22 protein-coding genes are annotated in these 23,353 nt (G+C 62.9%); 5 read left to right on the top strand and 17 right to left on the bottom strand.

Translation table 11 applies throughout. The features are described from left to right. The first annotated feature begins 459 nt into the window (after positions 1 to 459). From AC56LH_RS18980 to AC56LH_RS18995, 4 genes are all read left to right on the top strand, one after another. A complete protein-coding gene (locus tag AC56LH_RS18980) occupies positions 460 to 1,464 on the top strand; it encodes a PEP-CTERM sorting domain-containing protein (RefSeq protein ID WP_499648812.1) in 1,005 nt (334 codons plus the stop codon). A 368-nt stretch (positions 1,465 to 1,832) separates the two neighbouring features. Then, positions 1,833 to 3,272, top strand: coding sequence for a methyl-accepting chemotaxis protein (locus AC56LH_RS18985; protein WP_499648814.1), 1,440 nt, complete (start codon positions 1,833 to 1,835; stop codon positions 3,270 to 3,272). 21 nt (positions 3,273 to 3,293) lie between these two features. After that, positions 3,294 to 4,547, top strand: a complete 1,254-nt coding sequence (locus AC56LH_RS18990; RefSeq protein WP_499648816.1) for a hypothetical protein — start codon at positions 3,294 to 3,296, stop codon at positions 4,545 to 4,547. A 2-nt stretch (positions 4,548 to 4,549) separates the two neighbouring features. Continuing rightward, on the top strand, positions 4,550 to 4,996 hold the full coding sequence (locus AC56LH_RS18995; RefSeq protein ID WP_499648818.1) for a type 2 periplasmic-binding domain-containing protein: 447 nt from the start codon (positions 4,550 to 4,552) through the stop codon (positions 4,994 to 4,996). 44 nt (positions 4,997 to 5,040) lie between these two features. Here the strand turns inward: AC56LH_RS18995 and AC56LH_RS19000 are convergent, their stop codons facing one another. The 6 genes from AC56LH_RS19000 to AC56LH_RS19025 form a co-directional block, all read right to left on the bottom strand. Beyond that, the gene (locus tag AC56LH_RS19000) at positions 5,041 to 5,277 is read right to left on the bottom strand and encodes a hypothetical protein (protein WP_183554058.1); all 237 of its coding nucleotides are present in this window, start codon (positions 5,275 to 5,277) and stop codon (positions 5,041 to 5,043) included. A 116-nt stretch (positions 5,278 to 5,393) separates the two neighbouring features. Continuing rightward, positions 5,394 to 6,167: an enoyl-CoA hydratase gene (locus AC56LH_RS19005; RefSeq protein WP_499648820.1), complete on the bottom strand. Its 774-nt coding sequence runs from the start codon at positions 6,165 to 6,167 to the stop codon at positions 5,394 to 5,396. A gap of 122 nt (positions 6,168 to 6,289) precedes the next feature. After that, on the bottom strand, positions 6,290 to 7,486 hold the full coding sequence (locus tag AC56LH_RS19010; protein ID WP_499648821.1) for an acetyl-CoA C-acyltransferase: 1,197 nt from the start codon (positions 7,484 to 7,486) through the stop codon (positions 6,290 to 6,292). Between the two features lie 24 nt (positions 7,487 to 7,510). Then, positions 7,511 to 9,907, bottom strand: coding sequence for a 3-hydroxyacyl-CoA dehydrogenase/enoyl-CoA hydratase family protein (locus AC56LH_RS19015; protein WP_499648822.1), 2,397 nt, complete (start codon positions 9,905 to 9,907; stop codon positions 7,511 to 7,513). A gap of 33 nt (positions 9,908 to 9,940) precedes the next feature. Then, positions 9,941 to 11,731 (bottom strand): acyl-CoA dehydrogenase C-terminal domain-containing protein, encoded by a 1,791-nt coding sequence (locus AC56LH_RS19020; protein WP_499500572.1) that lies wholly within the window; start codon positions 11,729 to 11,731, stop codon positions 9,941 to 9,943. A 48-nt stretch (positions 11,732 to 11,779) separates the two neighbouring features. Then, entirely contained in the window at positions 11,780 to 12,397 is a 618-nt protein-coding gene (locus tag AC56LH_RS19025) for a TetR/AcrR family transcriptional regulator (RefSeq protein ID WP_258837252.1), read from the bottom strand. Between the two features lie 339 nt (positions 12,398 to 12,736). Between AC56LH_RS19025 and AC56LH_RS19030 the strand changes: the two genes are divergently transcribed. Next, positions 12,737 to 13,147, top strand: coding sequence for a hypothetical protein (locus AC56LH_RS19030; RefSeq protein ID WP_499648824.1), 411 nt, complete (start codon positions 12,737 to 12,739; stop codon positions 13,145 to 13,147). Positions 13,148 to 13,159: 12 nt separating this feature from the next. On the opposite strand, the gene AC56LH_RS19035 is transcribed toward AC56LH_RS19030, so the two are convergent. The 11 genes from AC56LH_RS19035 to AC56LH_RS19085 form a co-directional block, all read right to left on the bottom strand. Beyond that, positions 13,160 to 13,546 carry an RNA-binding S4 domain-containing protein gene (locus AC56LH_RS19035; RefSeq protein WP_258837250.1) on the bottom strand — a complete coding sequence of 129 codons (387 nt, stop codon included), beginning with the start codon at positions 13,544 to 13,546 and terminating at the stop codon, positions 13,160 to 13,162. 12 nt (positions 13,547 to 13,558) lie between these two features. Beyond that, positions 13,559 to 14,719 (bottom strand): cardiolipin synthase ClsB, encoded by a 1,161-nt coding sequence (clsB, locus tag AC56LH_RS19040; protein WP_499648826.1) that lies wholly within the window; start codon positions 14,717 to 14,719, stop codon positions 13,559 to 13,561. A 4-nt stretch (positions 14,720 to 14,723) separates the two neighbouring features. After that, on the bottom strand, positions 14,724 to 15,536 hold the full coding sequence (locus AC56LH_RS19045) for an endonuclease/exonuclease/phosphatase family protein (protein ID WP_499583257.1): 813 nt from the start codon (positions 15,534 to 15,536) through the stop codon (positions 14,724 to 14,726). Between the two features lie 133 nt (positions 15,537 to 15,669). Then, positions 15,670 to 15,879: a hypothetical protein gene (locus AC56LH_RS19050; RefSeq protein ID WP_499574160.1), complete on the bottom strand. Its 210-nt coding sequence runs from the start codon at positions 15,877 to 15,879 to the stop codon at positions 15,670 to 15,672. A 355-nt stretch (positions 15,880 to 16,234) separates the two neighbouring features. Continuing rightward, on the bottom strand, positions 16,235 to 16,690 hold the full coding sequence (gene nudB, locus AC56LH_RS19055) for a dihydroneopterin triphosphate diphosphatase (protein WP_499648828.1): 456 nt from the start codon (positions 16,688 to 16,690) through the stop codon (positions 16,235 to 16,237). Between the two features lie 56 nt (positions 16,691 to 16,746). Beyond that, entirely contained in the window at positions 16,747 to 18,549 is a 1,803-nt protein-coding gene (gene aspS, locus AC56LH_RS19060) for an aspartate--tRNA ligase (RefSeq protein ID WP_499648830.1), read from the bottom strand. Between the two features lie 67 nt (positions 18,550 to 18,616). Continuing rightward, on the bottom strand, positions 18,617 to 19,243 hold the full coding sequence (locus AC56LH_RS19065) for a DUF502 domain-containing protein (RefSeq protein ID WP_499648832.1): 627 nt from the start codon (positions 19,241 to 19,243) through the stop codon (positions 18,617 to 18,619). A 47-nt stretch (positions 19,244 to 19,290) separates the two neighbouring features. After that, positions 19,291 to 19,656, bottom strand: a complete 366-nt coding sequence (locus AC56LH_RS19070) for an FmdB family zinc ribbon protein (RefSeq protein ID WP_499648834.1) — start codon at positions 19,654 to 19,656, stop codon at positions 19,291 to 19,293. Between the two features lie 333 nt (positions 19,657 to 19,989). Beyond that, positions 19,990 to 21,546: a ubiquinone biosynthesis regulatory protein kinase UbiB gene (gene ubiB / locus AC56LH_RS19075; protein ID WP_183554085.1), complete on the bottom strand. Its 1,557-nt coding sequence runs from the start codon at positions 21,544 to 21,546 to the stop codon at positions 19,990 to 19,992. Beyond that, the gene (locus AC56LH_RS19080) at positions 21,543 to 22,232 is read right to left on the bottom strand and encodes a ubiquinone biosynthesis accessory factor UbiJ (protein ID WP_499648836.1); all 690 of its coding nucleotides are present in this window, start codon (positions 22,230 to 22,232) and stop codon (positions 21,543 to 21,545) included. The genes ubiB and AC56LH_RS19080 overlap by 4 nt, the downstream gene beginning before the upstream one ends. Before the next feature lie 131 nt (positions 22,233 to 22,363). Next, positions 22,364 to 23,353, bottom strand: coding sequence for a Tim44 domain-containing protein (locus AC56LH_RS19085; protein ID WP_499648838.1), 990 nt, complete (start codon positions 23,351 to 23,353; stop codon positions 22,364 to 22,366).

Genomic DNA, 23,353 nt, shown 5'->3' on the forward strand with positions numbered 1-23,353 from the left:
AACGGTGCGGAAGCGTTTTGAACTGTTGCATGAATGTCCTCGTGTTATCGATGATTCATGCTAGCAGTGGCGCCAGCAGGCGACTACCAGCTGCCAGGAAACGCATAACCTCATGATTTCATTGGTTTGTTGCTTGCTCGATCACACCCGGCGCTCACACTTCTTTACAAACGGGGCCTCATTACGCCTCCCCGTATGGGAAAGGCCTCGCCCTTGCTTGCAAAACTTTACAAAACGACGCGAGAAATTACAGGAGTGTGACGCCAGCGCCACATGAAGACGGTGTTAATGCCAATGACGTCTGGTGTCGGCCTGCTTTACATCACGTCCGCGCCATATGCAGCAGGCATCCATAACTGACTGATTATTCAGTAATATCTGTTATCGGCATGCGACTTGCTTGACTGTCAGAACGCTGCAACCTTTGCGCGCCAACAAAAAAACATACTGGAGACTTTGATGACAATCCCTTGCAGCCTGCGCCGTTACGGCACGGCACTCTTCGCCGCAGTCGCACTGACCGGCCTGGCCCTGCCAGCGTCCGCCACGACCATCCTCTTCGTCGGCAACAGCTTTACCTATGGCGATCCGGCCGGCGCCAAGCCGCCACTCGTGCAGAACTACCGTCCCGATACCGTGACCGACCTGAACGGCCTAGGGATCGGTGGCGTACCGGCGTTGTTCAAGGCCATGACGATGCAGGCCGGCCTGAACTACCAGGTGAGCCTGGAAACCGAGCCCGGTTCGGGCCTGGATTTTCACTACAACAACCGCTTCAACACGATCGTCAAACCGTTCGACATGGTGCTGCTGCAAAGCTACAGCACGCTCGACGGCGCCAAGCCAGGCAACCCGGAAACGCTGATCCGCTATTCCGGCCTGCTGGCCAACGCGTTTCGCGAGCAGAATCCGGATGTCGACGTGCGCCTGACGTCCACCTGGTCGCGCGCCGACCTGACGTACCAGAACGCCAATAGTCCGTGGTATGGCAAGTCGATCTACGCGATGGCGCAGGACGTGCGCGCCGGCTACGACGCCGCCGATTCGGCATCAAGCATCATCAACGGCGTGATCCCGGTGGGCCAGGCCTGGAACCAGGCCATCGCAGGCGGCCTGGCCGACGCCAACCCGTACGACGGCATCGGCGCCGGCCAGATCAATCTGTGGGCGCCGGACTCCTACCACGGCAGCAACTATGGCTACTACCTGGAAGCGCTGACCATCTTCGGCAACGTCACCGGCCTCGATCCACGCTCGCTGGGCGCCGACGATTACGTCGCCCGCGACCTCGGCATCAATGTGGCGACTGCGCTGGCCCTGCAAGGCTTTGCCGCGGCGCAGCTGGAGGCAGAAGAAGTGCCGGAGCCCGGCATGCTGGCCATGTTCGCGACCGTCGGCGGCTTGCTGGTCGCAGTGCGCCGCCGTCGTGGCAATGCAAAGGCGCCTGACGGCGCACACGCCTGATATCGCGCATTCCCGCGTAGACGTTCTCGATTATTGACCGTCGTCACCCGGACCTGGCAGCACACGATTGCAACACCTGCTGCCATGTCTGTACGAATTGCCATAATTTCTGGCCGATTAGCACGATCGGTCGGTTATACGTCCCAACACTGCAGATTATGCGAAATTTCTTTGCAGAAATAATCACGCTTTCTCACTTCGATCATCATATTTGCCGATCCTGGCGCGACCAGTCGATCCAGGCATGAAAAGATAGCGTAAAACCGGTATCGGATTCATGATTAGAAGATATTGAACGTCTCCAACCGTTTCCTCTCGTCTATATTTTTCAGGTTAAATAGTGAAAATACTCACTTCACGAGACACTGATGCCGACCCAACCCAACCTGCTGCCTGTCTACCGCCATGCCGACCGCCTGCTCATCATTGTGCTATGGGCGATGCTGGGCTTTTCGCTGGCATTGACCGGCATGCACGACACCATGACATGGTCGCTGCTGGTCGGCCTGCCGATCGTGGCGATCGCAAGCGGCGTCACGTTCCTGGCCAGCGGCACGCTCACGAGCCGGCTGGTCAATGCCGGCGCACTGATGGCCATGTGCGCGCTGCACATCCATCAAGGTAATGGCCGGGAAGAACTGCACTTCGGGATCTTTGTCTCGCTGGCGATCCTGCTCTGCTACCGCGACTGGCGCGTGATCCTGTTCGCGGCGGGTCTGACCGCCGTGCACCACTTCAGCTTCAACTACCTGCAAGAACTCGGCTACGGCGTCATTTGCCTGACCCGGCCAGGACTGGCGATCGTCTTCATCCACGCCGGCTACGTCATCGTCGAAACGATGGTGCTGTGCTACATCGCGCTGGTACTGCAACGCGAAGCGCTGCGCTCGGCCGAACTGCGCGCCAGCGTCTCGATGCTGCAGGCCCAGCATGGGATCATCGACCTGCGCTCGCTGGCGCCGGTGACCAGCAGCAGCGGCCGCGCCCTGCGCGACGTGCTGCACACGCTGCAAACGGCGATTGGCCAGGTGCGCGACACGGTCGAGACCACCCGCGGCGCCGCCAGTGACATTGCCGAAGGCAGCGCGCTGCTGTTCGAACACTCGCGGGACCAGACCGAGGCCTTCGGCCGCGCCGCCGCCTCCATCGACGAACTGGGCGACATCATCCGCGCCAATGCCGGGCACGCCCGGCAAGCCAATGCACTGGCGACACAGGCGTCGGGGATTGCCGTCGTCGGCGGGCGCCAGGTCGGCGCGGTCGTGGAGCGCATGGGCCTGATCGACACGTCGTCGCGCCAGATCGCCGAGATTACCGCCGTCATCGACGGCATTGCGTTCCAGACCAATATCCTGGCCCTCAACGCTGCGGTGGAAGCCGCCCGTGCCGGCGAACAGGGACGCGGTTTCGCGGTCGTCGCTGCCGAAGTGCGGCAACTGGCCCAGCGCTCGGGCGCGGCCGCCCGAGAAATCAAGGGCCTGATCGAGGAGTCGGTGCGTCAGGTCAGCGCCGGCAGCGCGCTGGCCCAGGAAGCCGGACGCACGATGGACAGCATCGTGCAAAGCGTGACCGACGTGACCGGCATGGTCGGCCGGATCAGCGCGGCTGGCGACGATCAGGCCGTGCGTGTGGAAGCGGTGGTCGACGCCATCGGCGCCATGGACAGGTCCTTGCAGCACAATACGCAGATGGTCAGCAAGACCGCCGCCGCGGCCGATTCGCTGCAGCAGCGGGCCCACGGTCTGGCGCAGATCGTGCGCATCTTCCGGCTCGACACGCCAGGCACGGCGCAGATGGGACTATCCTGAGCGCACTACAATGACGACGTCATGGCATCCATGTTGAACATTCCGGCGGCGCGTGGCGTCGCCCCCGTCGCCCTGCTGCTATGCCTATTGGCCGGGCCGCAGGGCGATGCGCGCGCGCAGGCAACGTGGAACGTGACCGGGTTCGGCACCGTCGCCGCCGTCCATGCCACGCAAGACTATGGCGACTACACGGTCAACCCCAACTCGCCCGGTCAGGCGGGCTACTCCAAAGCGTGGGCGTTCGACGTCGATAGCCGCGCCGGTGCGCAGCTCGATGTCCGGTTCGACAAGCGCTGGTCGGCCGTGGTGCAGGCGACGCAGGAAAAAAGCATCGAGAATTCGTACAAGACCTACCTTACCTGGGCCAACGTGAAGTTCCAGGCAACGCCGGAGCTGTCGCTGCGCGCCGGACGCATTGCGCTGCCGCTGTTCCTGGCCGCCGACTATCGCAAGGTAGGCTACGCCCTGCCCTGGATGCGCGCGCCCGTCGAGCTGTACAGCCTGATACCGATTTCCTACAGCGACGGCGTCGACGCCTCGTACCGCTGGCATACCGGGCAGGTCAAGCACGAAACCACGCTCTCGCTCGGCCATGCGGCCGCGCGCCTGAACAAGGACCTCACCGGCAAAGCCCGCAACATCGTCGGCCTCACCGAGAGCGCGACCGCCGGCGCACTGACGGTGCGCTTCACGGCGGCCCAGGCGCTGCTGGTGGTGCCGGGTGCAGAGGCGCTGTTCGACGGCTTGCGCGCCTTCGGCCCGCCGGGCGAGGCGCTGGCAGACCGCTACGACATCGCCAAGCGCCATGTGCGCGTGTTCAGTGCCGGCTTCAACTACGATCCGGGCGACTGGTTCATCACCGGCGAGAGCGGACGCATCAACACCGGCTCGCTGCTGGGCGACCAGACCGCCTCGTATCTGTCGGCCGGCCGGCGCTTCGGCAATCTGGCGCCCTATGTTACCTATGCGCGCCTGGTCGCCAACCTCGCCACGCAAACGGCCGGGCTGCCGCTGGACGGCTTGCCGCCTGAAGCGGCGGCAGTGGCGGGCTTGTTGAACAATGCATTGAATGACCAGCTGCGCCAGATTGGTGTGCAGGATACGGCCAGCGTCGGCGTGCGCTGGGACGTCGCGCCGAACATTGCCCTCAAGGGGCAGTTCGACCGCGTCAAGCCGCGCGGCGGCTCGATCGGCACCCTGATCAACGTCCAGCCGGGGTTCCGTTCCGGCCAGGCGTTCAACGTCATCAGCCTTGGCATGGACGTCGTTTTCTGACCATGATGAACCGTTCGCTTCCCACACTGTTGCTGGCCCTGTGCCTGGGTCCGGCACTTGCACTGGCGCCAGGCGCCGCTTTGGCAGCCGAACTCGCCGTGATCGTCTCGGCGCGCAGCAACATCAGTATGCTCAGTGCCGACCAGGTTGCCGAGATCTTCCTGTTCCAGACCAACCGCTTCCCGAATGGCAGCGAAGTGGTGCCCATCGACCAGGATCTGGGCTCGCCGCTACGTGACGAGTTTTACAGCAAGGTCACGCACCGCACCCCGGCGCTGGTGAAAGCGCACTGGGCCAGACTGATCTTCACTGGCCGCGGCCAGCCACCGGCCGAGGTCGATGGCAACGCCGCCATGCGCAGGATGATCGCCGAGAATCCGGGGATGATCGGCTATGTCGAGCGCACGGCGCTGGATCCGAGCGTGCGCGCGGTGCTGATCGTGCGCTGACAGGGCGCCAGCGCCATCCGCCTGTCAGCGAGGGTCAGCGAGCTTCAGCGGTTTTCGGGATCGGCACGCCGCTCCGGCGGGTCGCCCTCTTCGAAGCCGGCGACAAACACCAGCAGCACATCATTCAGGATTTTTTCCTGGCCTGCTTCGAGCAGCGCATTGGCCACCCGCGACAGTTCGACCGGATCGGCCTTGCCATAACTGCCATCGATTGCTCTGCGCGTTACCTTGCCAAGTTCAAACGCCAACTCGGCGACTGCAGTATTTTCCGTCGTTCTCATATCACCCTTTTTTTAGCGAGCGCCCGCCGCATGAAGATCGTTATCGGTGGCGGGCACGATTCGGCACATGATACCGGCGAACGGCAGTGGAGGTGCGCCCCGGTGCCGCCTCGCCTTCAGTCGAACTTGCTGAAATCCGGCTTGCGCTTCTCGAAGAACGCCGTGAAGGCTTCCTTCGCTTCGGCGCCGCCCAGCATCGCGCTGAACTGTTCGTTTTCAGCCGCGATGGTGTCCCTGACGTGCGCGGTGCGTGCGCGGCGCATCAGCGCCTTGGTCGTGCGGATCGAGGCTGGGGGCAGCTTGACCAGTTTGGCCGCCTGCGCCTGCGCGAACGCGAGCAGTTCCGTTGCCGGCAGCACGCGCGCGACGATGCCCATCTCCAGCGCTTCCTGGGCCAGGAACGGCTCGCCCAGCATCAGCTTTTCGGCGGCGCGCGTATAGCCGGCCGACTGGGCGACCAGCAGCGACGACGCAAATTCAGGGCACAGGCCCAGCTGCGAGAACGGCATCGAGAATTTGGCGTTGTCGGCCGCGTAGACCAGGTCGCAATGCATCAGGAGCGTGGTGCCGATGCCAACCGCGGCGCCAGCCACGGCCGCGACCACCGGCTTGGTGCAGCCTTCCAGCGCCAGCATGAACTGGAACACCGGACGCTCCGGCGTCATCGCGCCTTCGCCGGTGTTGTTCAGGAAGTCGTCGAGGTCATTGCCGGCGGTGAAAATCTCGGGCTGGCCGGCGATCAGGATGGCGCGGACCGTCGTGTCCTGCTCGGCGGCGCGCAAGGCGTCAGCCATCGTCTGGTACATCGCGCCGGTGATCGCGTTCTTGCGTTCGAGGCGGTTGAAGGTGATCGTGAGGATGCCGTCGGCGGTGGTGGTGAGGATGCTCATGGTGGTTGTCTCCCGTCTGTTCTTGGGCTGGTTGGACGCGTGGGCGGGAGACCCGCCCACCCTACATAGTCGATTGTAGGGTGGCCCGGTCTCCCGCCCACGCGGTGATCGTACTGGCTGGCTTAGACGCGTTCGATAATGCCTGCAGCGCCCATGCCGGCGCCGACGCACATCGTCACCATGCCGTACTTCAGGTTATTGCGACGCAGCGCGTGCACGACGGTCGCGGCGCGGATCGCACCGGTTGCGCCCAGCGGGTGGCCCAGGGCAATGGCGCCGCCCAGCGGGTTGACCTTGCTGGTGTCCAAGCCCAGGTCGCGGATCACGGCCAGCGCCTGCGCGGCGAAGGCTTCGTTCAGCTCGATCCAGTCCAGCTGGTCCTGCGTGATGCCGGCGGCGGCCAGCGCTGCAGGAATCGCAAACTTCGGACCGATGCCCATGATTTCCGGTGGCACGCCGCGCACGGCGAACGACGAGAACTTGGCCAGCGGCGTGAGGTTGTGCTCGCGCAGGATTTTTTCGCTGACGACGATCAGGGCGCCAGCACCATCGGACATCTGCGACGACGTGGCCGCGGTGACCGAACCCTTGGCGGCGAACACAGGCTTGAGTTTGCCCATGCTTTCCATGCTGGCGTCGGCGCGCGGGCCTTCGTCGGTGTCGACCGTGCGGGTCTTGACGTCGATCTGGCCGGTGCCCAGGTTCGGCGTGCGGGTGATGACCTCGACCGGCGTGATCTCGTCCTTGAAGTGGCCGGCCTGCTGCGCGGCGATGGCGCGGCGGTGCGATTCCAGGCCGAAAGCGTCCTGGTCTTCGCGCGAAATCTTCCACTGGTTCGCGACGTTCTCGGCCGTCAGGCCCATGCCGTAGGCCAGGCCCACGTTCTCGTCCTTGAACGTGTCCATATTGATCGATGGGTGGTGGCCCATCATCGGGACCATCGACATCGATTCGACGCCGCCGGCGATCATCACGTCGGCTTCGCCTACGCGGATGCGGTCAGCGGCCATCGCCAGTGCGGTGATGCCCGAGGCGCAGTAGCGGTTGACCGTCACGCCGCCTACGGTGTTCGGCAGGCCGGCCAGCACCACCGAGTTACGGGCGATGTTGAAGCCCTGCTCGGCTTCCGGGAACGAGCAGCCGATGATCGCATCGATGATCAGCGCAGGGTCCAGGTTCGGCACGGCCGCCATGGCGCCGCGGATCGCGTGCACCAGCAGGTCGTCCGGGCGGGTCTTGTTGAACATGCCGCGCGGCGCCTTGCCGATCGGGGTGCGGGTCGCTGCGACGATGTATGCGTCTTGAAGTTGTTTGCTCATGTCAGTGTCCTGTTCTGTCGACGCTTAGTTGCGCACTGGCTTGCCGGTCTGCATCATTCCCATGATGCGTTCCTGCGTTTTCGGATTGTTCAGCAGCGCCACGAAGGCCTTGCGCTCCAGGTCGAGGATCCACTGCTCGCTGACCACACTGCCCTGGTCGATGTCGCCGCCAGTGACGATCTCAGCGATGGTGTCGCCCAGCTGGTAGTCATAGGCCGAGATGAAGCCGCCGTCGCGCATATTGACCATCTGGCCGCGGATCGTGCCCCAGCCGTAACGGCCGGTGACCGGGAACGTGCGGCGCGCCGGTGCGCGGTAGCCAGCATCGGCCATGGCGCGCGCCGTGGTTTTCGCCACGTGCAGCAGTTCGTAGGCGTTGAAGACAATCACGTCGTCTTCTTTCAGGTAACCCATGGCCTTGGCTTCCAGCGCCGACTTCGACACTTGCGCGGTGGCCGCGTTCATGAAACCGTTCTTCAGGAATTGCAGGATGTCGTTGCCCTTGGCTTCGGTTGCAGCGCGCAGCGCTGCTTCCTTCAGACCGCCGCCGGCAGGCACCAGGCCCACGCCCACTTCGACCAGGCCGATGTACGACTCGATCGACGCGACACGCTTGCTGGCATGCAGCGCCAGCTCGCAGCCGCCGCCCAGCGCCAGGCCCGCCACTGCGGCGACGACCGGCACGTTCGAGTACTTGAGCGCCATGAAGGTGTCCTGCAACTCGCGCACGATCGGCTCCATCGCCTTCGCGCCGCCGGCCATGAAGGCTGGCAGGGCCGATTGCAGGTCGGCGCCGGCCGAGAACGCGCCGCCTTCGGCTGCGTCGGTGTTCCAGATTACGATGCCCTTGAAGCCGGTTTCGGCTTCTTTCAGTGCGCGCTGCAGGCCCTTGATGACGCCATCGCCGATGACGTGCATCTTGGTCTTGAGCGAGACGACCAGCACTTCGTCGTCCGAGTGCCACAGGCGCACGGATTCGTCCTCGAACACCGTGGTGCCAGCAGTCTTAGGATCGGCGCCGCCCAGGCCCACGACCGGTGCGCGGAACTGCTGGCGCTTGTACACCGGCAGGTCCGACAGCGGCACATAGCCGCTCTTGGTGACCGAGTACGAACCTTCAGGGGTGTGCACGCCCTTTTCGGCGACCGAACCCTCGAACACCCAGGCTGGCAACGGTGCAGTCGACAGCGCCTTGCCGGCGTCGATGTCTTCCTTGACCCACTGCGCGATCTGCGTCCAGCCGGCGCCCTGCCACGTTTCGAACGGGCCGACGCTCCAGCCGAAGCCCCAGCGCATCGCGAAGTCGATGTCGCGCGCGTTGTCGGCGATCGATTCGAGGTGGAACGCGATGTAGTGGAAGGCGTCGCGGAAGATCGCCCACAGGAACTGCGCCTGCGGGTTGGTCGATTCGCGCATGGCCTTGAACTTCTTGACCGGGTCTTTTTCTTTCAGGATGCGTCCAACGATGTCGGCGGCCTTGGCGCCGCCCGTGACGTATTCACCCGTGGCGAAGTCCAGGCGCTGGATCTCCTTGCCGACCTTCTTGTAGAAGCCGGCGCCGGATTTCTGGCCCAGCGCGCCTTTTTCGATCAGCTTGGCCAGGATGTCCGGCGTCTTGTAGACGCTGAAGAACGGGTCGTCCTTCAGGTTGTCCTGCATCGTCTTGATCACATGGCCCATCGTGTCCAGGCCGACCACGTCCGCGGTGCGGAAGGTGCCCGACTTGGCGCGGCCCAGCTTGGCGCCGGTCAGGTCATCGACCACGTCCACCGACAGGCCGAATTTCTCGGCTTCGACGATCGTGGCCAGCATGCCGAAGATGCCGACACGGTTGGCGATGAAGTTCGGCGTGTCTTTCGCGCGCACGACGCCCTTGCCCAGGGTCGACGTCAGGAACGTCTCGAGCTGGTCCAGGATGTCAGGACGCGTGTCCGTGGTCGGGATCAGTTCGACCAGGTGCATGTAGCGCGGCGGGTTGAAGAAGTGCACGCCGCAGAAACGGGCCTTGAGCTCCGAATCGAAGCCTTCGGCCAGCTTGTTGATCGACAGGCCCGACGTGTTCGACGCGAAGATCGCGTTTGGCGCAATGTGCGGCGCGACCTTGGCGTACAGGTCGTGTTTCCAGTCCATGCGCTCGGCGATGGCTTCGATGATCAGGTCGCAACCGGCCAGCACGTCGAGGTTGTCTTCGTAGTTGGCCACTTCGATCAGGGCCGCGTCATCCTTGTTGCCCAGCGGGGCTGGCGAGAGCTTTTTCAGGTTCTCGATGGCGCGCAGGACGATGCCGTTCTTCGGGCCCTCTTTTGCAGGCAGGTCGAACAGCACGACTGGCACCTTGGCGTTCACGCAGTGGGCGGCGATTTGCGCGCCCATCACGCCGGCGCCCAGCACGGCGACTTTCTTGACGATGAAATTGGACATGTAAGATTTCCTTGTTGGGTTGGGCGTGAGTGCTTAGAACAGGTCGGCGTCCAGCGCCGTCAGGTTCGCGGCGCCCGAACGTGCCTGGCGGATCAGCATCGCGGTTTCCGGATACAGACGTGCGAAGTAGAAGCGGATCGTCGCCAGCTTCGATTCATAGAAGCGGTCGCCCGAATCAAGCTTGGCCAGTGCGATCTTGGCTTGCTGCGCGAACAGGTAGCTGTAGACCAGGTGACCGGCCACGCGCAGGTAAGGCACGGCGGCAGCGCCCACTTCGTCCGGATTCTGGAAGGCCTTCATGCCGATTTCCATCGTCAGCTTGGTGACCTTGTCGCCCAGCTCGCCCAGCGGCGTGACGAATTCGGACATGTTCTCGTCCAGGCCATTGTCTTCGACAAAGTTTTTGATCTTCTCGCCGAACTTGCGCAGCTTGGCGCCGTTGTCCATCAGGATCTTGCGGCCCAGCAGGTCCAGCGACTGGATGGTGTTGGTGCCTTCGTAGATCATGTTGATGCGCGCGTCGCGCACGTACTGCTCCATGCCCCATTCGGCGATGTAGCCATGGCCGCCGTAGACCTGCATCGCTTCGGAGGTCGCGATCCAGCCGTTGTCGGTGATGAAGGCCTTGATGATTGGCGTGAGCAGCGCGACTTCGTCAGCGGCTTCCTTGCGCACGTCTTCGTCGGTGTGGTTCAGTTCGCGGTCGATCTGCAGCGCGACGTACGACGAGAACGCGCGGCCGCCTTCAGCGAAGGCTTTTGCGGTCAACAGCATGCGGCGCACGTCCGGGTGCACGATGATCGGATCGGCTGGCTTGTCCGGTGCTTTCACGCCCGACAGGCTGCGCATCTGGATGCGGTCTTTTGCATACGCCAGCGCGTTCTGGTACGCCACTTCGGTCAGGCCGAGCGACTGCATGCCCACGCCCAGGCGGGCCGCGTTCATGAACACGAACATCGCCTGCAGGCCCTTGTGTGGCTGGCCGATCAGCGTGGCGCGTGCATTGTCCAGGTTCATCTGGCAGGTCGAGTTGCCGTGGATGCCCATTTTTTCTTCGATGGCGCCGCAGGCGATGCCGTTGCGCTCGCCGATCGAGCCGTCTTCGTTCGGCATGAACTTCGGCACCAGGAACAGCGAGATGCCTTTCGAGCCTTCCGGTGCATCCGGCAGACGTGCCAGCACCAGGTGGACGATGTTGTCCGAGATATCGTGTTCGCCGGCCGAGATGAAGATCTTCGAGCCGGTGATCAGGTAGGTGCCGTCGCCTTGCGGTTCGGCTTTCGAACGCAACAGGCCCAGGTCGGTGCCGCAGTGCGCTTCGGTCAGGCACATGGTACCGGTCCATTCACCCGAGACGAGCTTTGGCAGGTACAGGCGTTTCTGGTCGTCGGTGCCGTGCTCGAGCAGGCACTCGTAGGCGCCGTGCGACAGGCCCGGGTACATCGACCAGGCCTGGTTCGACGAATTGAGCATCTCGTAGAACGAGTTGTTCAGCGTGATCGGCAGGCCCTGGCCGCCGTATTCCGGATCGCATGCCAGCGCAGCCCAGCCGCCTTCGACATACTGTTTATACGCCTGCTTGAAGCCCTTCGGCGTGGTCACGCTCTTGTCGGCAGCATTGAAGGTGCAGCCTTCGCGGTCGCCCGAGTGGTTCAGCGGGAACAGCACTTCCTGGGTGAATTTTGCACCTTCTTCGAGTACCTGGTTGATGATGTCGGTATCGATTTCCTGGTATTTCGGCAGATTCTTGAATTCTTCGGTGACATTGAGGAACTCGTGCAGAACGAACTGCATATCCCGGATTGGCGCGACGTACTGACCCATGGTTTTCTCCTGAAGAGGTGTGACGATTGTTGGACGTGACAGATGGCCTTATGCCGCCTGGTGGTCTTGCGATTGTTGGGAATTGCGGTAATTTTCGATCAGGCGTTCAAAGCCGGCCCGGGCCCGTTCGACGGCGCCCGGATTGCGCAGGAAACGCGCATCGTGGTGCAGCGCCAGGATCAGGCCGTGCATTTCAAACACCAGCTGTTCGGCATCGAAACCGGTGTGCAGATGCTTCAGTTCCATTGCCTGCTCCACGCTGCGCAGCAAGGCGCCCTGCCACGCACGCACCATCGACACCAGCTCTTCGCGGATCGGGCCTTCGCGGTCGTCGTATTCGACGGCGCCACTGATATAGATGCACCCGGACGCGATTTCGACCGACACCCGCTTGACCCAGCGCGTGTACATCGCCACCAGGCGCGGCAGGCCGCGGGTTTCCTTGATGCTCGGGTAAAAGACCTCTTGCTCGAAGCGGTGGTGGTACAGCTTGACCACCTCGAGCTGCAGATCTTCGCGCGAACCGAAGTGCGCGAACACGCCGGACTTGCTCATGCTCATCCGGTCAGCCAGTAGGCCGATCGTCAAGCCTTCAAGGCCGTTGCGGCTGGCGAGCTCAAGCGCGACGTCGAGAATTGCCGCCCGCGTCTGCTCGCCCTTGCGCATGAATTTTGCTGAAGTACTGATAGCTTCCCCTGGTCTCGAAAAAATCCGAACGCTCGTACTATTATCTATCGGGCCTGGAATGTCAAACGGGAACTTAGAGGTGCGGTTCTATTGATGAAAAACAACCCGTGACACCCGGAGAAAGCGCCTTTTGCTGACGGCTCGGCTTGCAAGCGAGCGGCAGAAAATTGTTGTTTCATCTGCTAAAGGTACAGCATTTTCGGGGTGACCGGTGCGTCATTTACCAGCACGGCGCACCCGTTTGCAGCTTGACTGTTACCATTAATAATCAAGCAACAAACCCGGCAACATCCAGCGCGCAGACGAAAGGTCCACAGCATGAGCAGCAACGATCAGCATCAACAAGTCGTCGAACCGGACGACAGCGCGCTGCAGCTGGCCATTCGCGCCTTCTCGCTGCAGGAAGGCAGCGCCCAGCCTGCTCAGGCAGCAACGAGCGGCGCGGATTCGATGCAGCACTTTCTGGTGCTGATCGGCCACGCCAGTGCACGACTGAACAGCGGTGCAACGGCGGACGACGCGATTGCCGATCTGGTCCGGCGTGGCCTGGATCGGGACACGGCGCAGGTCGTCGTCGACAAGGCCGTCGATGTCGTCGCGTCGAACCGGGCGCTGGAGAGCGCGCCACCGGCGCAGCAGCTGCGCGCCCGATCCGGCAAGAGCATCCGGGTATTCGCCATCGTGCTGGTGGTCGTCGCGCTGGTCGTGGCCTTGCTGGTCATGCGCTAACGCCCACCACGTCTATTCGCCCGCCTGCTCCATCGCGCGGCGATCGCGCTTGGTCGGCCGTCCCTTGATTTCCAGGCTCGGTTCCGGATACAAACGCCGCGCCACTTTATCGTTCTCGCGCTTGGCGATGCTCTCGTCGGTTTCGAAATACAGCGTGCGCGCCACCGGCGCGCCGCCGCGCGCACCCGAAATGGCGGCGACGATGATTTCCCAGCGGTCCGAGCCGTTATCGATCAGCATCTTGTCGTTGATCTTGACGGTGCGCGCCGGCTTGACCGGCTCGCCGTCGATCCTCACCCGGCCCCGCTCGACGGCATCCTGGGCCAGGGAGCGTGTCTTGAAAAACCGCGCTGCCCACAGCCATTTGTCCAGCCGGACGTTTTCTTTGTCTTTATCCATCGTTATCCTTGATTACGCATACCCGATGGCGCACACGCGCATCACCAGTTTGTAGCCGACATACGCGCAGCCATTGACGGCGCGCCGCAGCCAGCCGATGTCGGCAAATTCCTGCGGACAGACTTCGACCCCGTCCGCGATACCCCGTTCGATGTGCGCGCGCATTGACGCGGCAAACACCGGATCGTCCACGACGATATTGGCTTCCTGGTTCACGAACAGCGACAGGCCGTCGCAGTTGCTCGAGCCCACCGTGGCCCAGTGATCGTCCACCACGGCCACCTTCGCATGCAATTGCGTCCTGCGGTACTCGACCACACGGATGCCATCGGCCAGCAGTTTCGGATAGAACGATTGCGCGACCGCGTCCTGGATCGCGAACTCCCCCACCCCGATCAGGAGCGTGACGGCAACACCGCGCTGCGCCGCATGCGCGAGCGCCTTGCGAAACTTGCGGCCCGGCGCGAAGTATGGCGTGGCCAGCAGCACACTGTGGCGCGCATGGCCCAGTGCCTGCAGATAGGCGCGCTGGATCGTCGTGCGGTTGCGCAGGTTGTCGCGCACGACAAAGGCAGCGCGCGCCGGACTGGCGCACGATGGCAAAGGCTGCTTGCGCATTTCGCGAAACAGTTCCAGGCGCTTGCGCAGCCGCAGGCGACCGGTGCGGGTCCACTGGCCCTGCGCCTCGTGGTGGATCTGCGCAACGATCGGCCCGCGCAGCCGCGCCGTGAAATCCCAGCGCGGCGCCGGCAGGCGATGGCCGTCGGCGTGGTCGCACAGCCAGTCGTCATTGACGTTGATGCCGCCGACAAACGCGACCTCGCGGTCGATCACGGTGATCTTGCGGTGCGAGCGCGCAATGCCACGCTTGCACAGCGGATTGAAGACGCGGTACTGGGCGCCGGCCTCGGCCAGCACCAGCCCCAGCCGCGACGTGACGCGGTGGCCGGTGCCGAACCAGTCGACCAGCACCCGCACCTTGACGCCGCGCCTGGCGGCGCGCGCAAGCGCATCGCGCACGGCGTCGCCGGTCTCGTCTTCGGCAAAAATATAGGTTTCGAACAAGACCTCGTGGCGGGCGGCGTCGAGCGCGGCAATCAGCGCCGGGAAGAACGCGACGCCGCTCTCCAGCAACGTGATGTCGTTATCGTCGACGAAGGTAACGCTGCGCATGGCCTCAGGCCAGCTCGAGTTCCGCCACGATCGGTGCGTGGTCGGACAGCTTGGCCCACAACGGACCGTGCATCACTTGCGCCGAATTGACCTTGAAGCCGCGCACATAGATGCGGTCAAGACGGAACCACGGCAGCATGGCCGGGAACGTGCGCGCCGGCGCCAGGCGCGGCTTGCGCCCGGCCCAGCCGCGCACCATGTCGCCCATCGGCGAGCGCGGGCCCAGCTCGTCGAAGACTTCGCACACGCCCAGGCCGGCACGCAGCTTGTCGCTCAGGGTGTTGCGCCAGTCGTTGAAGTCGCCGGCGATGATGACCGGCTCGCCGTTCGGCGCCGACGAATTGACGGCGTCGATCAGCGACTGGGTCTGGCGTCCGCGCCCGCCTTCGAACAGGCCCAGGTGCACCACATAGCAGTGCACCGGACACTCGGGCGTACCCAGCACGCAGTGCAGGATGCCGCGCTGCTCGTACGCATGGTCCGAGACATCGTGGTTGTGCGAGTTTTCGATGGGATACGTACTGAGCAGCGCATTGCCGTGGTGACCGTGGTCGTAGACCGCGTTCATGCCATAGGCCGTGTGGTGCAGTTCAGAGGCGAAGTAGTCGTACTGGGCCGTTTCAGGCCAGTGGCGATGGCCACGGTCTTCCTTGCCGAAGCGTGCCTGGTGCCGGTCGTGCCGACCCTGGACTTCTTGCAGGAAGACGACGTTGGCGTCGAATTCAGCGATCGCTTTCTTCAGTGCGATCACGCGGGGCGTGCTGCGCAGCGAAGAGACGCCCTTGTGAATGTTGTAGGTAGCCACACGAATTTTCATGGGAACATTCTACCCGGATCGGACCGCCGTTCTCGTGAAACGGACCCAATCGTGCGCCTCGTGGGGCGCTGGCGCGTTCGGCAGGTTGCTGACCATCGCACTCTTTTTCGAAACCAACAGTGACAAATGACTTTCAGGCGATGGCGTGCGCCTGGTCGTACACCGCTTCGTGGCCCGAAACGATCATGCGGCGCGGACGGTGCGCAGCTGCCTCGTCCTTTTGCGAGCGTGGCGCCATCGGGCCGCACAGGCGCAGACCATCCATCAGGTCGATATAGATGCAATCGTCACCGAGAGTGATTGCTTTTACTTTCTTGTCGCTATTCAGTTTGAAGTTATCCATTTTTCTCTCAGAATCATCCACTTAAAAGTTGCAAATCAAAAATTCACACTGGGTGAATTGATGACCTTAGTCTACTGAATTATGACTGTCAACCGTGGAATATATGGTGCCTTTGCCTGGTCAACCATATTTAATTCATTCCTGAAACATGGCGTCACATGTCTTCAAATGTATCTTCATAGGAGGAAGTCTACTTTTTCGCGTGTATGTGAGTGCCAGCGAACAGAGCGAAATTAAAAAAAGCACTTACGTACTTTTGCTGCAAAACGTCATTTTATTGCTTTAAAGGAGCAATTTTCAATGATGATTTACTGCAAAAATGCTTCTTATGAGAAATTTTATTTTCTTTCAGAAATCATCGTGCCAACTGGCGAGGCAGTTGAAGAATGGCTTCTGCGTTCGAGGCCGAGAAGCAGCGATCGGCCGCTTCCAGGTAGGGCAGCCAGGCGTGGGCAATGTGCTCGCGCGGACTGAGGATGATGGAGGTGTCGCGTGGCACGCAGACGGAAAACACGTGCTCGGTGTTCTGCGTGACGCCAGGGGCGTAGCGGTGGCGCCAGAGGGGGTAGATCTCGTAAATATTGGATAACTGCCAGTCACACAGGACGATCTGTTCGCCGTCAGCCCGTATGCCGGTCTCTTCGAACAGTTCGCGCGCTGCCGTCTCCAGCAGCGGCTCGTCGAGACGGTCAAGCGAGCCGGTGACCGATTGCCAGAAACCCGGCTGACCGGCGCGTTCGATCACCAGCACGTCCAGCTCGGACGTGTGGATGACGACCAGCACCGATTCAGGGATCTTGTAGGCTTGCATGGGTATGCGAAGGAGGAAGGCGGGGTCGGCAGCCAGGCCACCTTCCCCGCCGACCATTACGCGACCTTTGGCTCGTTACGCAGGCGGATGTGCAGCTCTTTCAATTGCTTCTCGTCGACTTCGGACGGTGCATTGGTCAGCAAGCACTGCGCGCGCTGGGTTTTCGGGAACGCGATCACGTCGCGGATCGACTCGGAACCCGTCATCAGCGTGATCAGGCGATCCAGACCGAAGGCCAGGCCACCGTGCGGCGGCGCGCCGTATTGCAGTGCATCCAGCAGGAAGCCGAACTTGAGCTGCGCTTCTTCGGCATCGATCTTCAGCGCACGGAACACCTTGCTCTGAACTTCTTCGCGGTGGATACGGATCGAACCGCCGCCCAGTTCCCAGCCGTTCAGGACCATGTCGTAGGCCTTGGCGATGCAGGCGCCCGGATTGGTCTCGAGCATGTCTTCGTGGCCGTCTTTCGGGGCCGTGAACGGGTGGTGGGTCGCGGTCCAGCGATCGCCGTCTTCGTCGTACTCGAACATCGGGAAGTCGATCACCCACAGCGGCGACCAGACATCGTCGAACAGGCCGGCTTTCTTGCCGAACTCCGAGTGGCCGATTTTCACGCGCAGCGCGCCCAGGGCGTCGTTGACGACCTTGGCCTTGTCGGCGCCGAAGAAGATCAGGTCGCCGTCCTGCGCGCCCGTCAGTTCCAGGATTTGGGCCAGCACCTCGTCGGACAGGTTCTTGACGATCGGCGACTGCAGGCCGTCACGGCCCTTGGCTTTCTCGTTGACCTTGATGTACGCCAGGCCACGGGCGCCGTAGATCGCAACGAACTGGGTGTAGGCGTCGATTTCCGAGCGTGGCATCGAGCCGCCCTGCGGCACGCGCATGCCGACCACACGGCCGTTTGGCAGGTTGGCGGCGCTGTTGAACACCTTGAACTCGACCGTCTTCATCAGCTCGGTCAGTTCAGTGAATTCGAGCTTGACGCGCATGTCCGGCTTGTCGGAACCGTACATGGCCATCGCGGTGGCGAAGTCCATCACCGGGAACGGGTTCGGCAGTTCGATGCCGGTCGTGTTCTTGAACACGACGCGCATCATTTCTTCGAACATGTCGCGGATCTCTTGTTCGGTCAGGAACGAGGTTTCGCAGTCGATCTGGGTGAATTCCGGCTGGCGGTCAGCGCGCAGGTCTTCGTCGCGGAAGCACTTGGTGATCTGGTAGTAACGGTCGAAGTTGGCGACCATCAGCAGCTGCTTGAACAGCTGCGGCGACTGCGGCAGCGCGAAGAAGTTGCCCGCGTTGACACGCGACGGCACCAGGTAGTCGCGCGCGCCTTCCGGGGTCGACTTGGTCAGCATCGGGGTTTCGATGTCGATGAAGCCCAGGTTGTCGAGGTACTTGCGCACTTCCATCGAGACCTTGTAACGCAGCTTCAGGTTGTGCTGCATCTGGCCGCGGCGCAGGTCGAGCACGCGGTGCGTCAGGCGGGTGGTTTCCGACAGGTTGTCGTCGTCCAGCTGGAACGGCACCGGCACCGAGGCGTTGAGCACTTCGACTTCGGTCGCGATCACTTCGATCTTGCCCGAGGCCAGGTTGGCGTTGACGGTACCGGCCAGGCGGTTGGTCACGGTGCCGACGATGCGCAGGCAATACTCATTACGCACGTGCTCGGCTGCCTTGAAGACGGCGGCGTTGTCCGGATGGCAGACCACCTGCACCAGGCCTTCGCGGTCGCGTAGGTCGATGAAGATCACCCCGCCGTGGTCGCGGCGGCGGTGCACCCAGCCGCACAGGCTGACGGTTTGGCCCAGCAGTTCCTCGGTGACGAGGCCGCAGTAATTGGTACGCATGGTGGACATAGTTTTCGTTCCAGGTTGATTGATTTGTCGGCGCCGCCATCGCAGGCGGCCCAGATTCTGTGATGCGTTATTTGGCGGCCGCGGTATTGGCGGCGCTGCCCGGTACGTGGTTCGGCGCGACCACGCCCATCGAGACGATGTACTTGAGCGCCGCGTCGACGGTCATGTCGAGTTCTTTCACGCGGCTGCGTTCCATCATCAGGAAAAAGCCCGAGGTGGGGTTTGGCGTCGTGGGCACATACACGCTCACGAAGTCGCCCACCAGGTGGTTGGTCACGTCGCCGCCCGGCACGCCGGTCAGAAATGCGATCGTATACGAGTCGGCATGCGGATACGGAATCAGCACCGCTTGGCGGAACGCATTGCCGGACGACGAGAACAGCGTGTCGGACACCTGCTTGACGCTGCCATACAGCGAGCTGACGACCGGCACGCGCTTGAGCAGGCGCTCGCCCACGCGCACGATGTACTTTCCCACCAGGTTGTTGGTGAGCAGGCCCGTGACGAACACGATGGCCAGCGTCAGCACTGCGCCGATGCCCGGCACGTCCATGCCGATGAACTGACGCGGCTGCCAAGCGGCCGGCACGAACATCAGCGACTGGTCGAGCGTGCTGATGATGATGCTCAGTACCCACGCCGTGATGGCCAGGGGCACCAGCACCAGCAGGCCGGTGATGAAATATTTACGCATCGGTTATCCCGTTATTCTTGTTGGCGCGGCGCAGGGACGCGCCAGGCTCAGGTGCTGCTTTTGTCGCCGCCGCTGCTGGTGCTGCTGCCACCGCTGTTGCCACCATTGCTGCTGCCCGTAGCAGGTGCAGCAGGCGCTGGCGTGGCCGGTGCAGCTGCTGCGGCCGGCGCGGCCGCAGCGCCCGTGTCAGCACTACCCGTGCCAGCTGCCGTGCCAGTGGCAGGCGGCGTGCCGCCACGGAAATCGGTCACGTACCAGCCCGAGCCCTTGAGCTGGAAACCGGCGGCAGTCACCTGCTTCTTGAACGATGGCTTGGCGCAGGACGGGCAGACGGTCAAGACCGGATCCGATATCTTTTGCAGTACATCTTTGGAAAAACCGCATTCTTCGCAGCGATAGGCATAAATCGGCATTCTGGTGCTCCGCAAAAATCTTCAAAACCCTGAATTATAAAGCTTTTGCCGCCGCATTTACGGCATTGCGGCGGCCCGGGGACAAGACAGCACCGCGATCGGCAAACGCGGGCATCATCGTGTTGTTTTTCACCACGTCAGCAGGCGAACTGTTTGCTCGTGCGCAGCATCGGTGATTTAATACGGCTTCTTTACCGGATGTTGGTCGCAGGAAAGTTCTGCCACCGCGAGAACACAAGAAACAGAAGGCTGCGAGATGTTCGTATCAGCGCAGCCCATAAAAGAACACAGCTTATCAAGCCCGCTCACGCGGGCTTTTTTCTTGGGCGCGCGTCAGAGGAAGTACAGCGCGGCCAGCGCGGTGCAGGCGCCCGTCGCCAGCAAGGTCAGGAACGTGAGCATACGATTCGTGCGGCGCTGCTCCACGACCAGCATCGCCATCATCTCGCTGTTCGCGATGTGCGGATGGTGCCCTTTCGACTCGCGCTCCAGCGCCTGGTGCACGAGGCGCGGCAATTGCGGGAAGATCTGGGCGTAGCGCGGCGCTTCGGCCTTCAGGCGCTCGACCAGCCCCTGCCAGCCCACCTGCTCGGCCATCCATCGCTCCAGATACGGCTTGGCCGTCTTCCACAAGTCGAGGTCCGGGTCGAGCTGGCGGCCCAGGCCTTCAATATTGAGCAGCGTCTTTTGCAGCAGCACCAGTTGCGGCTGCACTTCGACATTGAAGCGGCGCGAGGTCTGGAACAGGCGCAGCAGGATCTGGCCGAACGAAATGTCCTTCAGGGGCCGGTCGAAGATCGGTTCGCAGCAGGCGCGCACGGCCGATTCGAGTTCATCGACGCGCGTGCTCGGCGGCGCCCAGCCCGACTCGATGTGGGCTTCGGCCACGCGCTTGTAGTCGCGCTGGAAGAAGGCCAGGAAGTTCTGCGACAGGTAATCCTTGTCGAAGTCGGTCAGCGTGCCGACGATGCCGAAGTCGAGCGCAATATAGCGGCCCAGTGTTTCCGGTGCGGTCGAGACCAGGATATTTCCGGGGTGCATGTCGGCGTGGAAGAAACCGTCACGAAACACTTGCGTGAAGAAAATCTCCACGCCATCGCGCGACAGCTTCTTGAGGTCGACGCCGGCGGCGGCCAGGCGATCGATCTGCGACACCGGCAAGCCGTGCATGCGCTCCATGACGATCACGCTGCTCGAGCAATAGTCCCAGTACATCTCGGGCACCATCAGCAGCGTCGAATCGGCGAAGTTGCGGCGCAGCTGGCTGGCGTTGGCGGCCTCGCGCATCAGGTCGAGCTCGTCGTGCAGGTATTTGTCGAATTCGGCCACGACTTCGCGCGGCTTCAGGCGCCGCGCTTCGCTCCAGACCTTTTCGATCAGGTTCGCGGCCATGCGCATCAGCGCCATGTCCTCGTCGATCAGCTTCTTCATGCCCGGCCGCAGCACCTTGACGGCGACTTCCTTGCCGTTCTTGAGCGTGGCGAAGTGGACCTGGGCGATCGACGCCGAGGCAATCGGCTCGCGCTCGAAGTGGGCGAACAGCTGGTCGGGATGGGTGCCGAGCGAGCGCGTGATCTGCGCCACCGCCAGGTCGGAGCCAAACGGCGGCACCCGATCCTGCAGCATGGCCAGTTCATCGGCGATATCGGGCGGCACCAGGTCGCGCCGGGTCGACAGCACCTGACCGAACTTCACGAAGATCGGGCCCAGTTCTTCGAGCGCCTGGCGCAGGCGCACGGCGCGCGGCGACGTGATCGTGCGCCAGAAGAAGAACGTGTTCATCAGGCGCGCGGTGCGCGGGGCGTTGATGCTGGTGACGGCGATTTCGTCCAGGCCGTACTTGGTGAAAACGGTAAGGATGCGCAGCAGGCGCAGGAATTTCAATATCATCGACGATCCAGGTTCTGGTCTGCGCTTGAAGCAAGTGGGGAAGAAGGTTTGGCAGCGCTGCGCTGGGCCAGCGCCTGCTCGAGCCGCGCGATGCGCTTGGCGCTGCGCTCGACGTCGTCGCGCAGACGCACGACATCGGCGGCAAAGGCATCGCGCTGGACCGGCCGCACCAGCACCGGCCGCTCGTCGGCCAGGAATTCAGCGATGTTTTCGGCCAGGCGGCGCCCTGCTTCGCCCAGGCCATTCACGGTGCGGCGTGCCCCCTGGTGCAGGCGGTAGGCGGCGACAGGCCCGACGACGCGCTCGAGGTCGTATTCGGCATCCCAGCGCAGGCCGTTGGCCAGTTGCGAAATCACGTTGGCAAATTCGGCATCGCCCTCGATCTTCACGTACGACAGCGCGCGCGTGCGGTCCTGCGCGATCAGCGGCAGGTCGGCCGGTTTGATGCGGATGGTGACGTTGGCCGGCGCTGCATCCTGGCTGGCCTCGAACAGGCCGTCAGGCGCCACCAGCACGCGCAGCTGCGCCACGCCGGCATCGATGCACGCCTGCTTGCCGACATGGCGCGCGAGCGCGGCCCGGGCCCAGGCTTCCTGGGCCAGCAGGTGATTGATCGCGGCAACCGCAGGCACGGTCAGCGCATGCTGGGGTGACAAGGTCGACAGGGATGGAAGATTCGGAAACATGGCGGGACTACCCTTAAAAAACAAAACCGCCCGGAGTGATTCGGGCGGTTTTGATCTTACCAGTTCGCCGGGCATGCACCCGGTGTTACGGAATCGGCAAACAAAATAATTCCGGTTCGTCTGCAGCGTACTTAGTTCGGCTGCTGGATGCCGGCCAGCACCCAACCACCCGCGCCCGACAGCGGCTTGGACATGTTCCAGACCTCGACGAACGGCTCTGGCAATGCGTCTTTCGCGCTGCGGATCATGGCGTTGAACTGCACGCTCGCCAGGTAGTCGGTGGCCGTCTGCTCGATGCCCAGCAACTGCGCATCGACATTGACGACGTCGGTAAAATCAGCGACCGCGCCGCGTTCCTGGATCTGCAGCTTGAGTTCGGCGAACACTTCGGGCGACGTGAATTCGCGCAAGTCGTTCGTGTCGCCGCGATCCCAGGCCGCCTGCATGCGGATGAACGACGACTTGGCATGACGCAGGAAGCTCTCGCTGTCGAAGTCGGCCGGCACGCCCCATTGCTGGTGCGCTGCCGGGCTAGCGGCATTGCCGAAATTCGCTGCATTCAGGCCGCCGCGGTCCTTTTCCAGTGCCACGCCGCCCTGGAATGCGGTCGGCTGCGGACGCAGACCCGAACCGATTTCAGGCGTGCCGACGCCACCAGCCGCCTGCGGCTTGAAGCCGCCGCTGAAACCGGCTGCGGATGGATTGGCCGGCGTGTCCTTGCGGCGGAACATACGCACCAGGAACAGGATGATGACGCCGAACAGCGCGAACATCAGGATGCCCGCGATGATGCTGGCCATCGCGCCGCCAATGCCCAGATGCGACAGCAGCATGCCCAGGCCAAGGCCCAGCAGTGCGCCGCCAAGGATGTTGCGCATCATGCTTGGTTTCTTGACGGCGGCACCTGCGGCACCGGCAGCTGCGCCAGCGGCCGGCGCGGCCTGATTCGGGGTCTGGCGCTGCATGCTCTGTGCGGGCGCCGGTGCCGGGGCCGGCATCTGGCGCACGGCCTGCGACTGGCGGCCGACCGAGCGCTTGCCGCCCATCGGGCGTGCATAGGCCTCGGCCACCATCGAGAATGCGGTGACTGCGAGAAGCGTCGTGACCAGGAATTTTTTCAT

It is taken from the genome of Telluria sp. LT1R51-2 (assembly GCF_059685775.1).

Excerpts from the sequence above, each read along its gene's own strand:
- AC56LH_RS18980 (WP_499648812.1), top strand. The coding sequence starts at position 460 with ATGACAATCCCTTGCAGCCTGCGCCGTTACGGCACGGCACTCTTCGCC.
- AC56LH_RS18985 (WP_499648814.1), top strand. The coding sequence starts at position 1,833 with ATGCCGACCCAACCCAACCTGCTGCCTGTCTACCGCCATGCCGACCGC.
- AC56LH_RS18990 (WP_499648816.1), top strand. The coding sequence starts at position 3,294 with ATGGCATCCATGTTGAACATTCCGGCGGCGCGTGGCGTCGCCCCCGTC.
- AC56LH_RS18995 (WP_499648818.1), top strand. The coding sequence starts at position 4,550 with ATGATGAACCGTTCGCTTCCCACACTGTTGCTGGCCCTGTGCCTGGGT.
- AC56LH_RS19000 (WP_183554058.1), bottom strand. The coding sequence starts at position 5,277 with ATGAGAACGACGGAAAATACTGCAGTCGCCGAGTTGGCGTTTGAACTT.
- AC56LH_RS19005 (WP_499648820.1), bottom strand. The coding sequence starts at position 6,167 with ATGAGCATCCTCACCACCACCGCCGACGGCATCCTCACGATCACCTTC.
- AC56LH_RS19010 (WP_499648821.1), bottom strand. The coding sequence starts at position 7,486 with ATGAGCAAACAACTTCAAGACGCATACATCGTCGCAGCGACCCGCACC.
- AC56LH_RS19015 (WP_499648822.1), bottom strand. The coding sequence starts at position 9,907 with ATGTCCAATTTCATCGTCAAGAAAGTCGCCGTGCTGGGCGCCGGCGTG.
- AC56LH_RS19020 (WP_499500572.1), bottom strand. The coding sequence starts at position 11,731 with ATGGGTCAGTACGTCGCGCCAATCCGGGATATGCAGTTCGTTCTGCAC.
- AC56LH_RS19025 (WP_258837252.1), bottom strand. The coding sequence starts at position 12,397 with ATGCGCAAGGGCGAGCAGACGCGGGCGGCAATTCTCGACGTCGCGCTT.
- AC56LH_RS19030 (WP_499648824.1), top strand. The coding sequence starts at position 12,737 with ATGAGCAGCAACGATCAGCATCAACAAGTCGTCGAACCGGACGACAGC.
- AC56LH_RS19035 (WP_258837250.1), bottom strand. The coding sequence starts at position 13,546 with ATGGATAAAGACAAAGAAAACGTCCGGCTGGACAAATGGCTGTGGGCA.
- clsB (WP_499648826.1), bottom strand. The coding sequence starts at position 14,719 with ATGCGCAGCGTTACCTTCGTCGACGATAACGACATCACGTTGCTGGAG.
- AC56LH_RS19045 (WP_499583257.1), bottom strand. The coding sequence starts at position 15,536 with ATGAAAATTCGTGTGGCTACCTACAACATTCACAAGGGCGTCTCTTCG.
- AC56LH_RS19050 (WP_499574160.1), bottom strand. The coding sequence starts at position 15,879 with ATGGATAACTTCAAACTGAATAGCGACAAGAAAGTAAAAGCAATCACT.
- nudB (WP_499648828.1), bottom strand. The coding sequence starts at position 16,690 with ATGCAAGCCTACAAGATCCCTGAATCGGTGCTGGTCGTCATCCACACG.
- aspS (WP_499648830.1), bottom strand. The coding sequence starts at position 18,549 with ATGTCCACCATGCGTACCAATTACTGCGGCCTCGTCACCGAGGAACTG.
- AC56LH_RS19065 (WP_499648832.1), bottom strand. The coding sequence starts at position 19,243 with ATGCGTAAATATTTCATCACCGGCCTGCTGGTGCTGGTGCCCCTGGCC.
- AC56LH_RS19070 (WP_499648834.1), bottom strand. The coding sequence starts at position 19,656 with ATGCCGATTTATGCCTATCGCTGCGAAGAATGCGGTTTTTCCAAAGAT.
- ubiB (WP_183554085.1), bottom strand. The coding sequence starts at position 21,546 with ATGATATTGAAATTCCTGCGCCTGCTGCGCATCCTTACCGTTTTCACC.
- AC56LH_RS19080 (WP_499648836.1), bottom strand. The coding sequence starts at position 22,232 with ATGTTTCCGAATCTTCCATCCCTGTCGACCTTGTCACCCCAGCATGCG.
- AC56LH_RS19085 (WP_499648838.1), bottom strand. The coding sequence starts at position 23,353 with ATGAAAAAATTCCTGGTCACGACGCTTCTCGCAGTCACCGCATTCTCG.